The organism is Saltatorellus ferox (assembly GCA_007751475.1).
GTDB lineage: Bacteria > Planctomycetota > UBA1135 > UBA1135.
On record CP036434.1, the window covers coordinates 6,542,909 to 6,556,684 of the forward strand.

General features: G+C 64.7%; 7 protein-coding genes. 4 read left to right on the forward strand and 3 right to left on the reverse strand.

All coding sequences use genetic code 11. From position 1 onward, the window contains the following. Window positions 1-489: 489 nt before the first annotated feature. Complete coding sequence (locus Poly30_RS23695) at window positions 490-2,556, forward strand: right-handed parallel beta-helix repeat-containing protein (protein WP_145203397.1); 2,067 nt, start codon at window positions 490-492, stop codon at window positions 2,554-2,556. A 27-nt stretch (window positions 2,557-2,583) separates the two neighbouring features. Continuing rightward, window positions 2,584-4,797, forward strand: coding sequence for a protein kinase domain-containing protein (locus Poly30_RS23700; protein ID WP_145203400.1), 2,214 nt, complete (start codon window positions 2,584-2,586; stop codon window positions 4,795-4,797). 260 nt (window positions 4,798-5,057) lie between these two features. Here Poly30_RS23700 and Poly30_RS23705 read toward each other — a convergent pair whose 3' ends face one another. After that, complete coding sequence (locus Poly30_RS23705) at window positions 5,058-6,290, reverse strand: transposase (RefSeq protein WP_419190570.1); 1,233 nt, start codon at window positions 6,288-6,290, stop codon at window positions 5,058-5,060. 1,296 nt (window positions 6,291-7,586) lie between these two features. Here Poly30_RS23705 and Poly30_RS23710 point away from each other — a divergent pair. Then, a complete protein-coding gene (locus tag Poly30_RS23710) occupies window positions 7,587-8,783 on the forward strand; it encodes a right-handed parallel beta-helix repeat-containing protein (RefSeq protein ID WP_419190571.1) in 1,197 nt (398 codons plus the stop codon). Window positions 8,784-9,145: 362 nt separating this feature from the next. Beyond that, entirely contained in the window at window positions 9,146-10,468 is a 1,323-nt protein-coding gene (locus Poly30_RS23715; RefSeq protein ID WP_419190573.1) for an FG-GAP repeat protein, read from the forward strand. A 617-nt stretch (window positions 10,469-11,085) separates the two neighbouring features. Here Poly30_RS23715 and Poly30_RS23720 read toward each other — a convergent pair. Next, entirely contained in the window at window positions 11,086-12,531 is a 1,446-nt protein-coding gene (locus Poly30_RS23720; protein WP_419190574.1) for an ATP-binding protein, read from the reverse strand. Continuing rightward, a complete protein-coding gene (locus Poly30_RS23725; RefSeq protein ID WP_145203414.1) occupies window positions 12,426-13,694 on the reverse strand; it encodes an IS256 family transposase in 1,269 nt (422 codons plus the stop codon). Before Poly30_RS23725 ends, Poly30_RS23720 begins: the two co-directional genes overlap by 106 nt. Window positions 13,695-13,776: the final 82 nt, after the last annotated feature.

The window sequence follows — 13,776 nt, forward strand, 5'->3', positions numbered from 1 at the left end:
CTGCGTTCACCACCAGCGGAGCGCAGTAGGTCGCCCGGTACATGTGGTGACGCTGGCACGCGCCGACCCGATCAAGCGGGCCGTGGACCGGCTCGCCTGCTGCGTGACGGCGGTACAGGGGGATGCCGGAGGCGCTGGTAGGGCTGGCCCGGGACCCGGCGAGGCGCCAACGGCTCGGGGAGCGTGCGCATCGCCGGGCCGGGAAATTCAGCGCCGAAGAAAAGCGGCAGCACCACCTCACCCTGTGGAAGGGGTGATCGCCGCCGCCACACCGCACAACTGAAGTGCCCCCGCCTCGCTCAAACAGGCGCCAGAGCCCGGCGCTTGGAGGCCTCATCCCCGATGTGGGCAGAATTTTGAGGATTCACTGACCTCGCAAGCGACGGCGTCCGTGCTGCTACCGGATCCGGACGTCGGATCCCCGGATCTCCCCTCTGGCCTCTCTCTGGCCTCTCTCTGGCCTCCCCCTGGCTGTCGCCCCCTCCCACCATGCGCTTCCTCCGACTCCTTGCTGTTCTGACCTTGGCTTCCATCCCCGCTGCTGCCCAGGACACCTGCCTCACCCCGGTACTCCTCGGCGGCGGGACGACCCCCATCAACTTCCAGGGGATGACGCTCGACACGACGTACGGCAACGGCACGTGCGTATTCGCACCGACCCGCGACATGTGGTTCTGCTACGTTCCCTCGAGCTCCGGCGACATGCGGGTCCGCTTCAACGGCAGCGAGTCTGGCATGCTGATCCAGGTCTACCGCGGCGAGTGCGGCTCGCTGCAGCTCCTCGGGTACTCCGATTGCAGCGCCATGGGCCAGCTGGCGAGCGCGACCGTGGTGGCGGGCGAGCGCTATCTCATCCGGCTCACCGACCGCGCCTCGTTCCCGACCAGCGGCACCATCAACGTCAACGAGGCGTTCACGCCGACTGATCGGCGGATCTACGTTGACGCGAGCTCTTCCGGCGGCGATGGCTCCTCGTGGTCGAACGCGCTCGAGTTTCTCCCGGAAGCCCTCGAGCTCGCGCACCGTTCGGCCCCCTACGAGTCCGACAACCAGCAGCCGGTCGACGTCTGGGTGCGCCGTGGCACCTATCGCACCGATGAGTCCGAGTCCGCGCCACAGGGCAGCGACGACCGCTCCGCATCGTTCATCCTTTGCGACAACGTCCGGATCTACGGCGGGTTCGCGGGCGACGAACAGCACCTCAGCGAGCGAGTCCTGTTCGACCCGACGAGAATCTCTTTCCTCAACGGCTCCATCGGTCCGCAGCCGGGGATCGAGGACAACGCGTACCACGTCGTCCGTACCGAGGCCAGTCACTCAGCCACCACGGTCGCGCTCCTCGACGGCTTCCACGTCACGTCCGGCAACGCCAATGTCGCGAGCTCCAGCTCGGATGACGCCCACGGAGGTGGGGTGCTCGTGGCGTCGGGAAAGTGCGTCGTCGCCAACTGTACGCTGTCGTTCAATGAGTCCTACTGGGGCGGAGGAGGCGCGGCAGTGCGTGCCGGTGCCGACGCGACATTCGCCAACTGCCGCTTCGAGTACAACCGCTCCGCAGGTGGCGGTGGCCTGATGGTGCGCGATGCCACCGGCCGCGCATACCAGTGCCTGTTCCTGGAGAACCGAGCCACGGTCTTCGGCGGTGCGATCATGGCGGGGCCGAATGCCGGTAGCTTCGAGGTGAACCTGGCGACTCTGGTTCGGAACCTCGCCCCGACAGCAGCAGGGATGCTCGTCGCGAGCGGCACGGACGTCAGGCTGGAGCTCGCGCTCTTCCACGATAACTCCGGCGGGCCTTCGGGAACGGGGGACACGGCTCGGGTCAACGGCGGCGCAACGCTCTACAGCGACTACCTGTACGCGCCGGACGTGGCCACGAGCATCTTCGCCGAATCGGGAGGAAGCTCGGTCGGCAACAACGTCTTCGACCTCGCGGATGACCGCCCGAACTTCGACCTGCTTTGGGAGGACGAGTCGAACGGCAACTTTCGAATGGGCTGCAACTCGTACTTCGCCAACGAGGGTTTGGCCACGAGGCGCGCGCCGGACGCGGGCGACATCGATCAGGACGGCGATGCGGCCGAGTTGACACCCCTGGATCTGATGCTCGGCGAGCGCGTGGTCGACAGCCGCGTCGCGCCTTCCGCGTTCGAACCCCAGGCGGTGGCGAGGAGCTTCTGCACGCCGCTCCCCAACGCTGGCTACGCCGAGGGCGCAAGGCTTCTCTTCTACGGTTCCCAGCGCGTCGCGGACGATCGAGTCATCCTCCGTGCGATCGGGGTACCCAACTCGGCGGGGATCTTCTTTGTGGGCCTGAACCCGATCTCGCCGGTCATGATCGGGCAGGGGAACCTGTGCGTCGCCGCGCCGATCCGCCTCCCGCTCGCGAACACCGTCGGTGACGCCCTGGGCCGTCAGCTCGATCTTGGGGTCGAACCGCTTCAGTCGCTCGTCGTTCCCGGGCAAAGACTGTACTTTCAGGCCTGGTTCCGGGACTCGAGCATGGGCGCTCCCACGTTCAACTTCTCCTCGGGGGTCTACGTCGACTTTCTATGAGCGCCTCGCGCGCCCCCTACCGCCACCATGGATGCACGCCGATACGAGCAACTCAGCCGCGCTTTTGAGGAGGCGGTGGACCTCCAGGGCGCGGAGCGTATCGCGGTCATCCAGGCCCTGGAGGTCGAGGACGCGAGCCTCGCGGCGGAGCTGCGAGCCATGCTCGCGAGCGACGAGGAGAGCCGCGTCCAGGAGGCCTTCGACGAGGAGGCGCTGCGGCGGAACCGCGACGCGTTCGACGGCGTCGTCGCCGACGGGGCGACGACGCTGCCCACCGGGGACCTGGTCACGCCGGCGCGAATCGGGCCGTTCCGCGTCGTGAGGCTCCTGGGCCAGGGCGGGATGGGCGCGGTCTACCTGGCGGAGCAGACCGAACCGTTCGTGCGGACCGTGGCGGTCAAGGTCATCCGCTCCGGTCTCTCGCGCAAGAGCATCACCCGGCGATTCGAGTTGGAGCGCGAGGCTCTGTCTCGGATGGACGACCCCGGAATCGCCCGCGTGCTCGACGCGGGGCTCGACGACGACAAGCGGCCGTACTTCGCGATGGAGTACGTCGAGGGTCAGCGGCTCGACGTGTTCTGCGACGAGCGAGGCCTCGACGTCGAGGCGCGGCTTCGGTTGCTGCTCGAGGTCGCTCGTTCGGTGCAGCACGCTCACCAGCGCGGGATCCTGCACCGCGACCTGAAGCCGAGCAACCTCCTCGTCTCCACCCAGGACGGCGCGACGAGGACGAAGGTGATCGACTTCGGCCTGGCGCGGGCGGTCGACGCGCGCGCGACTCTCGGGACGATGACGACGGACGGTGAGGTGCTGGGGACCCTGGCGTACATGAGCCCTGAGCAGGCGCGGCTCGTGGATGCCGACGTCGATACGCGCACCGACGTCTACTCGCTCGGGATCGTGATGTACGAGCTTTTGACCGGTCGACTGCCCGCCGAGGACGAGCGGGGCCGGCGCTCGCTAGCGAACCTACTCGACCGCGAGCGCTCCTCCGTCCGGCCGAGCAACCGCTTCGCCACGGAGCTGGACACGCGCCACGCAGTGCGCCGCGCCGCGACGACGCGCGGGCTGCGCCGCGTGCTCAGCGGGGACCTCGACTGGATCGTTCTACGCGCGATCGAGCCGCGACCGGATGACCGCTACGCGTCGGTCTCCGAGTTCGCGAACGACATCGAGGCTTACCTCGAGTACCGCCCTGTCGTGGCCGGACCACCGAGCACCCTCTATCGCCTGAAGAAGCTGGTGAGGCGGCACCGACTCGCCGCGGCGGGGATCGCGACGGCGCTCGTGGCGCTCGTGGCGGGGGCCATCGTGAGCGCGGCCATGGCCTGGCGTGCGTTGGAGGCGGAGGACAGAGCGCGGTCGACGGTGAGGGAGCTCGAGGCACAGAACGACGTGCTCGTGCACATGCTGTCCACGTCGGATACCCGCCACGAGGGGATCGAGGCGACCCTTGGTGATCTCTTGGAGCGGGGAGCGAGCTACGTCCGTGAGCGCTACCCCGAGCGCCCGCGGACGCTCGCGACGGTGCTCGGCACGATCGGCGCGACCTACCGCGAGCAAGGCGTGCTCGACGATGCCGAGGCGTGCCTGCTGGACGCGATCGAGGCGTGGGAGAGGGTGGACGACGCAGACCCAACCCAGCTCCCCTTCGTGCACAACAGCCTCGGCGTCCTTTACTCGCGGATGGGTCAGACGGACAAGGCGATCGAGCGATTCGAGACCGCGCTGCGGCTGATGAGCGCCGAGCCCCCGTCCGAGGAGAGGCGCTCCGCGGAGGCGGTCTGGAGCTTCAACCTCGGCCGCGTGTACATCCGGGAAGGGCGCACCGACGACGCGGAGCGCTGGATGCAGCGCGCGCACGCGCTGCACGGGACCCTCGATGGGGACCAGGAACGGCTCTACTTCTCGCACGTCGGCCTCGGCGAGGTCGCGCGGTCGCGCGGGGACTACGAAGCGGCCGTGACCCACTTCATGCGCGCGCTGGACCGAGCGCGGAAGAAGTTCCCGGAGGGGCACGTGATCGAGGCCGCCGCGCTCCAGCAGGTCGGGGTCGCGCTGATCGCTGCCGGAAGGATCGAGGAAGCGTCCGAGTACACGGCGAAGGCCCTGCGCATCGCCGAGACGCAATACGAGGAGGGCACGGTGTACATGGAGGTCTACGCGAGCGCTCGCGTCGAATGGTGCATTCGAACGGGGCACGGGGAAGAGGCGGATCGGATCCTGCGCCCGAACGGATAGGACTTCCAAGCGGGGTGTCGACACCCCGGTAACCGTAGCCTGGGGCCTGATTCTTCGCTACCCCCATCCTCGCGGGCCACGCGGGAGCGCCCGGGCAGCCATCGGGCTCTTCGCTGAGCCGAACTCGCCCGATTTCGCCCCCTCCGACGAGCACCACCGGTTCGCTTCACCACGACCTGCAGCCAGCACCCTCCCCAAGAGTGCTGGCTGATCTCATATCGCCGAGCCCGATGGCCCGCGCGCCGCTCTTCCGCAGCGCCCTACTTCCCGAAGTCCAACCGCCCCTGCCGTGGCGGCATCGGTATTCGGACCTCGGGCTCTGCCGGTGGGGAACGGCTCGGCCCTGGCGACGACGGGTCTCTCCCACCCAGCGAATCGGATGACCTCCTCGCCGCCGCTCTCACGCCCTCCAGCACCTTCCGCGCTGTCTCCGGATCTGTGATCACGGAGATCATGTGCCTGCGCCCGCGGCAGCGCGGGCGCTTGAGAACATCTTCCGAAAACACCCGCTTCAGAAGATCTGCCCAGCGGATGTACCTCTGGTCCTTCGACCGCTCCTCCGCACTCTTCGAGCCGTCTTCATCGGCGACGTCCACATCCTTCGGCTCCTTCCGAACCACGGGACGCGGCACCACCAGATCACGCAATGATGAGGCCGGGGCCAGCACTCCCTGATACGTCAGCTGATGCTCGCGCGGATGCGGCGCGAGCGCCGCCAGTCGAGCCATGAACTGGTACGGCGTCATGACGAAGCCCTTGGTCCCATCACGCCAGGCCTTGCGCAGCAGCCACGAGACCATCCCATCGGGACGGACATCGAAGCGTTCCAGACTGATGGCGGGTCTTGTCACGTAGCGGCAGAGCTTCTCCAGTTGCGCCCGCTGACCCTTCCGGATCAGCGCACGCAACGAGAACCCGTCAGCGTTCACCACCAGTGGAGGCGGCACGTACTGACTCCCCCAACCCGACGACTGGAACGCAAGGCCGAGATCAGGGTCGATTAGGCGCTTCAGCGGCTGCCCAGCACCAGCACCGAAAGGCACCAGCGACTTCACCGAGGCAGCCTTCAGGGCCGGAAAGAACGCATTCTCACGCGCGTCGCCAAAATCGAGAAGCGGCTGCTCATCAGCGCCCGCGTCCGCGTACTCCCAAGGGCGGTCGTCACCTTTGCGTAGGGGCATACCGAGTGCGATCGGGTCGAGGGAGAAGCGCTTCAGCACACGACGGATGCGCGCGATCGTGTCGCCGTGCACACGCTCGACCTCCGCCGACGTCAAAGGATCCGCGGGCAGAAAGACGGGAGACTCGAAAGCGCTGCGCGTGACGTACACACCGTCTAGATAGAGGGAGTGGAAGTGAACATTAAGTCCCAACGAGGATTCAAAGCGCTGCGTCGAGTTCACGGCGCCGATGTCGAGCCGGACCCGGACCGGACTCTGCTGCGAATCGGCTTCCCTGTTCGACTTGCGTTTACCGACGGATAGGTATTCCAAGCGGGGTGTCGCCACAGTCGTCACCCTAGCCTGAAGCCCGATTCTGCACCACCCCCTCCCGCGCAGGGCACACCGCAGCGCCCGAGCGGTCATCGGGCTCTTCGCTGAGCCGAACTCGCCCGATTTCCCCCTCTACGAACGGCACCACAGGTTCGCTTCACCACGACTCGACGCCAGCACCCTCCGCAAGGTGCTGGCTGTGTCCATTTCATCGAGCCCGACGGCCCGCGCGCCGCTTTGCTGCTGCGCCCTACTTCCCGAAGTCCAGCCGCCCCTGTCGCACCCCTGAATCCCCGGCGACTTCCTCCCAGCTCAGGCCACTGAGGATCACGTCCAGGGCGCCCACAGACGATGGACGGGCGCTTCGAGGTTTGGGTGAGAGAACCTGGACCTCCATCCCCCGCCGAAGAAGTGCGTCGACTTGCCACCCCGCTTGGAATTCCTATCCGTTTGCCAAGTGGGTCAGTTTTAGATTGCCGTCTCCAAGTGCCTTGCGGAGGGTGCTGGCTGTAGGCCGTGGTGAAGCGAACCGGTGGTGCCGTTCGTAGAGGGGGAAATCGGGCGATTTCGGCTCAGCGAAGAGCCCGATACTCGCTCGGGCGCTGCCGTGTGGCCTGTGGGGAAGGGTGATGGCGAAGAATCAGGCCTCAGGCTACCGTGGGGGACATATCGCCACCCCGCTTGGAAGTCCTATCCGTTCTCGGTCAAGTTGGCTAGGCTCCTCAACACGGCGCGGGATTCTCGTTTCAAGCCTGCCAAGGTATCGCCCGCCATCCGCGCCTCTCGAATCGCACCGCCTTGTGCAGGCTGGAGACGTCGACCTTCGTTGATTCGTAGGTTACACTTCTACAACCACATGGTTATGAACTCATTCGCCTCTCGCCTCTCGCCTCTCGCCTCTCGCCTCTCGCCTCTCGCCTCTCGCCTCTCGCCGCGGGACTAGCGCTCATCGGCAGCGCCTCCGCGTTTCAAGGGCCCGATGTTATTCGAGTCAATGACGACTCGTCTGCCACGATGCCCGATGGATCGAGCTGGTCAGCCGCATTCCCGACACTTCAGGACGCATTCGATGCGGTCGTCCCAGCGAACGAGACCATCATTCTCGTCGCTCACGGAGTCTACCGACCAGCGCCACCACCGACGGGTGACACGCGGAACCGCTCGTTCGAGTTCAGCGTTGATTGGACCAACGTTCGAGTGATCGGAGGCTTCCTAGGCCTCCCCGGACCTGCCGGGGAGGATCCGGACAATCCAGACGGGAGCCCTGTTCGCACAGTGCTGGACGGCTCGCCCTACATGGACGCCGGCAACCAGATCGACGCGGCGCTTCATGTCGTTGCGTTCCCGGAATCCACACAAACGCCGAGCTTTCCTCCACAGTTGAGCTTGGAGAACCTCGCGGTGACTGGAGGACGTGCCAATGACGACGGCTCTCAACTCGGCAACTACGGTCGCGGCGTTGAGGGGGCAGGCATACTGATCGAATCGAGAGGCAACGTTCTCCTCGATCGCGTGACAGTCGTTGACAACTGGGCGGGACTGGAGTCCTCCATGGTGGGATTCGACGAATCCCATGGCGGAGGCATCTACGTCAACCAAGGTGGCCTATTGGCCTCGACCAGGCTTCGCTCGTGCACCATTCGGGACAACCACGCCGAATTGGGCGCTGGGATCTACTGCGAAGGAGGCGCGGCCCTTCGCGGCGGGAATTGCCGCTTCTTTGGAAACGGGCGCCTTGAGATGAGCGCAAACCCGGCATCTGGCCTGGCACCTCAGTGCCTGGCCGGTGGAGCCATCTACCTCCACCGACAGACAGACTCCAAGTGGAACAACTCGTTGATCTACGACAACGTAGCGCGAGAGTCTGGTGGAGGGCTCCACTGGGAACCCTACCCCAACAACAACCCTGGAGACTATGAGCACTCGATGACCCACTGCACCGTCACCCTGAACGTGATTCTCGGCGACGATCAAGGAGGAGGCACGTTCGCTCCCAGCACCATGCGAGGGGCAGGCATTCACGTGTCAGAGGCTGGCCAGGATCAAGGAACGAAACGCTTCTACGTCAACAACTCTATCGTCTACGGAAATCGGGTCGGGCGGGAGATCACTGTCGTTGGCAACTCCACGAGTGGCCTTAGCGGCGCGTTCGTGCGCTGCGACTTCAGCGACGTCGGACAGGTCGGCGAGATCGACGTCAGCGTCACCTCCACCCTGGACGTCGGAGTGGAGCTGACTCCGAGTTGCATCAACCAGGTACCCTTCTTTATGGACATTCCCGGTCGGGACTTCCGTCTCCGCGGTTTGATGATGAGCAACCCATCTCCCTGCGTCGACACAGCAAGTTCAGCTCTCATCGGGCTCGATATCGTCGACATTGATCGTGACACATTCACGAATGACGACCTTGCTCTGGATTTCAGCCTGATGAATCGCGAGGCGACGACCTCCGGGGGCGCCGCTGTTCCAGATATGGGAGCGTATGAGCAGTAGCCAGGTGTAGCCACTGAAACGAGGGCTCCAAGGTGGGTTCGGCAGGAATACAGATTGCCTCCGGCCCACGTCACGCTCCTTCTGCAAACGAACCAAAAGCCATGTTGATTCCCTCTTTCGCGCTAGTCTGTGCCTCACTCAGCCCGCTCCAGCAAACGGAGATCCATACCTTCGACTTGCCACAGTCCGGATACGGAGTCGCCATGGACCTCCACGGCGAGTGGCTTGCGCAAGTTTCGGTTGCAGCGGGCCACCCGCCTGTGCGGCTCCTTCGGCGTGGCCCGACGGGGTGGAATCGAACCTTGGGCACCTACGGCGCTGCCTTCACGGGGGCATTGGACTTGGGGCACGCCTCGATTGCCTTGGATCCACCGTTCATCATGGTTGGCGCGGGACGATCGAACAACAATGACGGAGGAGCGCTCTTCGTTCGGTTCGACACAGATGGATCTCTCATAGCAGAGGAGCGCTTCGACTATTGGCTTCCAGATGCACAATTCGGACAGTTCCTGGACATTGGTCACGACGGCACCATCGCAGTTGGAATCCCCAACGCCGACTTCGCAGGAGACCCACTCCCCGGTGTAGGCGGCATCTCCATCGGCTCGATCGCTGCCGGCACCTACGCTGAGCACCAGCTCATTCGTCCCGGGCCGGCCCAGATGCTCCTGGGTGGATACGGTTTGGGAGTCAGCATCGAACTCGATGGCGATACCCTCGCCGTCGGTGCTCACGGACTGAACTATCAGGGTGCGGTCCACATGTACGAGAGGGATGGGACTGGACTCTTCAGCTTGGTGCAGGTCATTCAACCACACGCCCCCTTCGATCTCGACCGCTTCGGGCGTGACGTCGCCGTCGAGGGCGACGTCATGGTGATCGGTGAGCCACGCTCCGGTGGGGCTGGCAGCGGGCGAGCCTACGTCTTCCGGCGCCACCCCGTAGCGAGGTCCTGGATACGAGGGGAGACGCTTCGCGCTGCCAATCCCCTGGGGACCGGCAATGTCGGCGACCGATTCGGAGATGATGTTGCACTGGACGACGGCTTGATCGCCGTCGGCGCACATCGCCACGATCAAACGGGGCGGGTCTACCTCTTCCGCCCGAGTGAGAGCGGTCGCTATCAACCGACTGAGTCGTCCTACCTGACGAATAGCTTCGGCACGGCTGGCTTCGGCACGACCCTCGCGATGAAAGATGGTTTCCTCGCGGCAACGGCATCGTACGGCAGCCCAGCGGCCTTCGCGCTCTCCGTCAGCCCGGAGGTCGATTTCTGCGAGGGGACCCGGAACGGAGCTGCGAGCGCTCCCCACCTCGACACCTGGATCGACTCCACGGCTCATCATGCTGCGAGTGCATTGCCGAGGCGCGGCTTCGTCCTTTCCGCCGTGCCCGCTGGCACGCGCTACATCGTACTGGGTAGCCTGAACTCAGATGCCCTGGGAACCGGGGTCCTCTTCAGCACGCCAGGTCTCTGCCTGCGTCCACCCCTCATTCGAATGGGATTTGGCCGAACGGGCGGAACGGACGAGCTTGAGCTCATGGGCGCGAACGCGCTGTTCCCCATCGGGGACCAGATTCTGACGACGTTGGGCACGATCTTTTGCCAGGCGTATTGCGCCACCCCACCAGGGTCTGCTGGCCTCACAGGTTGGACCAACGGAATCGAACTGGCGATTGACTGAGTCGAGACGGCGACGGCTAGAGGCCCGGTGAGCACACTGTGAGCGAACCCGCGAAGCGGGCAAAGGCCGAAGGCCTGCGTCTGACGCAGCCATGGCGTCGTCTGGGCGTGCTGGCGGTTACGGAGTCGGGTGGCCCCGGGTCGTTACCTCCCCGGGGCTATCACAGATCCGGACGTGCGCGATTAACGCATCCGGCTCATCATCCCCATGGCTGCCAACGGCCACTAGAAAAGGGACCTTTGTGGCCACTTGAAAAGGGACCCCCTCTGGAGGGCTGTGAGGCCCCCCTCGAAGGTCACAAACGCGCACGCCGGAGCCGCTCTCGCTCCGCAGATGACCGCCATCACGCACTGAGACCAACCTGAAGAGCGAGAGGGGAGCAGCCCCACCTCCAGGGAAGAGGCGGGGTTCACCTGAACCGGCCTGCCGGTCGGAACTGAGAAGACGTGAGCAGGGCTCCGGCCCCGTGACCGTCACACAATTTGGCTGAACAACTGAGAAGAGGCCGCCGGACCAAAGCCCTCACCTTGAGGGGCTTTGATCCGACGGCCTCAGCACTGCCATACACAAGCGAACGCAATACTCGTCCTCACCCAGGTTGAGGCGCGAACGGCTGACTATGGAGTGGGAGTCTTCTCGTGCGCGTCCTCTGCCGCTTGCAGTCGATAGCTCTTGCCGCGCGTCTCCAAGATCGTTGCATGGTGCACGATCCGATCGATCACGGCAGCAGCAGCGGTCGTGTCCTGAAAGACCTCGCTCCACCGGGGGAACGGAAGGTTCGTCGTGACGATCAGACTGCGCCGCTCGTAGATCTTCGTGATGAATGTGAACAACAGATCCGCCCCGGCGCGATCGAACGGAACGTACCCGAGCTCATCAAGGATCACCAAGTCGTAGCGCGCGAGCTGATCTAGCTTGCGTGAGAGTCGGTCAACGGACTTTGACTCGACGAGCATCGTCGTGAGATCAGCCGCGGTCATGAATCGAACCCGCATCCCGCGTTGGCAGCATGCGAAGCCGATCGACGGATAGGACTTCCAAGCGGGGTGTCGACACCCCGGTAACCGTAGCCTGGGGCCTGATTCTTCGCTACCCCCATCCTCGCGGGCCACGCGGGAGCGCCCGAGCGGCCATCGGGCTCTTCGCTGAGCCGAACTCGCCCGATTTCGCCCCCTCCGACGAGCACCACCGGTTCGCTTCACCACGACCTGCAGCCAGCACCCTCCCCAAGGCGCTGGCTGTTGTTGTTTCATCGAGCCCGATCGCCCGCGCGCCGCTCTTCCGCAGCGTCCTACTCCCCGAAGTCCAGCCGCCCCGTGAAGTAGACACGGCCGAGGCGGCATCAGTATTCGGACCTCGGGCTCTGCCGGTGGGGAACGACTCGGCCCCGGCGATGACGGGTCTCTCCCACCGGGCGAATCGGATGACCTCCTCGCCGCCGCTCTCACCCCCTCCAGCACCTTCCGCGCTGTCTCCGGATCTGTGATCACGGAGATCATGTGCCTGCGCCCGCGGCAGCGCGGGCGCTTGAGAACATCTTCCGAAAACACCCGCTTCAGAAGATCTGCCCAGCGGATGTACCTCTGGTCCTTAGACGGCTCCCCCGCACTCTTCGCGGCGTCTTCATCGGCGACGTCCACATCCTTCGGCTCCTTCCGAACCACCGGACGCGGCACCACCAGATCACGCAATGATGAGGCCCGGGCTAGCACTCCCTGATACGTCAGCTGATGCTCGCGCGGATGCGGCGCGAGCGCCGCCAGTCGAGCCATGAACTGATACGGCGTCATGACGAAACCTTTGGTCCCATCACGCCAGGCCTTGCGCAGCAGCCACGAGACCATCCCATCGGGACGGACATCGAAGCGTTCCAGACTGATGGCGGGTATTGTCACGTAGCGGCAGAGCTTCTCCAGTTGCGAGGTATTGCCAAGAGTTGTGTTCCAAGAATTCTTGGTCAGGCTGGGACGCTGATCTCCTTGGGGCCTTGGGCGAGTCCGTCCTTGAACTGAACGCCCAAGATGAGGGCCCCCAGTTGCTCGTGTCCGTTGAGTCGACGCCACTTGGCCTGGGCGCACATGGTGAGCTTGAAGACCATGGACAGGGTCGCCATTCGTGAGCCGCTGCCCTTCGTGCGGCTGGTCCGCTGCCGGACTGTCGCGAAGGTCGACTCGATCGGGTTGCTGGTGCGCAGGTGCCTCCAGTGCTCCGCCGGGAAGTCAAAGAAGGCGAGCATCTCCTCCTTGTCCTTGACGAGGCATTCGACCGCCTTGGGGTACTTCGCGCTGTAGGTCGCGATGAAGGCATCGAACGCCTTGAGGGCGAGTTCCTCGGTCTCCGCCATCCAGATCGCTTGCAGCAGGCTCTTGGCCGTCGCGTGCGCCGACTTCGGGAGCTTGTTCAGGATGTTCGCCATCTTGTGAGTCCAGCAGCGTTGATGGCGCGTCGCTGGCCAGATCTTGCTGACCGCTTTCCAGAAGCCAAGTGCTCCGTCACCGATGGCCAGCATCGGCGCTTCGTCCAGGCCTCGAGCCTTCAGGTCCACCAGCATCTCGGTCCACGATTGCTCGCTCTCACGCGTCCCGTCGTGGATTGCAATCACCTCCTTGCGCCCATCGGGCGTTGCCCCAATAAGTACCAGAATGCAGGCCCTTTCGCCGGTTAGACGCACATTGAAGTAAACGCCATCGGCCCAGACGTAGACGTATCGCTTGCCCTTCAGGGAGCGCTTCTCCCATGCGCTGAACTCGTCCTCCCAGACCTTCTTGCAACGGACCACTGAGGAGGCTGAGAATCCGACAGGGTCGACGCCCAGGAGGCCTGCCAGCACGTCGGTCATGTCGTTGGTCGAGATGCCGCGGAGGTAGAGCCAGGGGATCAGGTCCTCGATGTTCTTGGCCTTCCGCAGGTAGCGCGGGACCAGCTTGCTCTGGAACTTGAGCTCTCCATCATCGGGCCCAGCGTCCTTGACCCGGACTCTCGGCTGTCGGATCGGTAGCACGCCTGCCCCCGTATGGATCTCGCGCTCGGGGAGGTAGCCGTTGAGAACCACCCGTCGGTTGCCCTTCTCGTCGACCACCGTGCGGAACCGATCGATGTGCTCCTGGGCCTCAGCTGAAATGGCCTCCGCGAGGATCGCCTGCGCCGCCCCTCGGATGAGGTTGGTCAGGGCGTCTTGGGTGATGGTTGCTGGATGAAGTTGGTGAACCGGTGTACTCTCGGTCATGTGGCGTATCCTCCCCGCTGTGGGGCTTGGGTGTCGTGGTAGTGCTTGACACCAAGGGTACGTCGCAACCTGATCAGGTCAT

Excerpts from the sequence above, each read along its gene's own strand:
- Poly30_RS23695 (WP_145203397.1), top strand. The coding sequence starts at position 490 with ATGCGCTTCCTCCGACTCCTTGCTGTTCTGACCTTGGCTTCCATCCCC.
- Poly30_RS23700 (WP_145203400.1), top strand. The coding sequence starts at position 2,584 with ATGGATGCACGCCGATACGAGCAACTCAGCCGCGCTTTTGAGGAGGCG.
- Poly30_RS23710 (WP_419190571.1), top strand. The coding sequence starts at position 7,587 with ATGGACGCCGGCAACCAGATCGACGCGGCGCTTCATGTCGTTGCGTTC.
- Poly30_RS23725 (WP_145203414.1), bottom strand. The coding sequence starts at position 13,694 with ATGACCGAGAGTACACCGGTTCACCAACTTCATCCAGCAACCATCACC.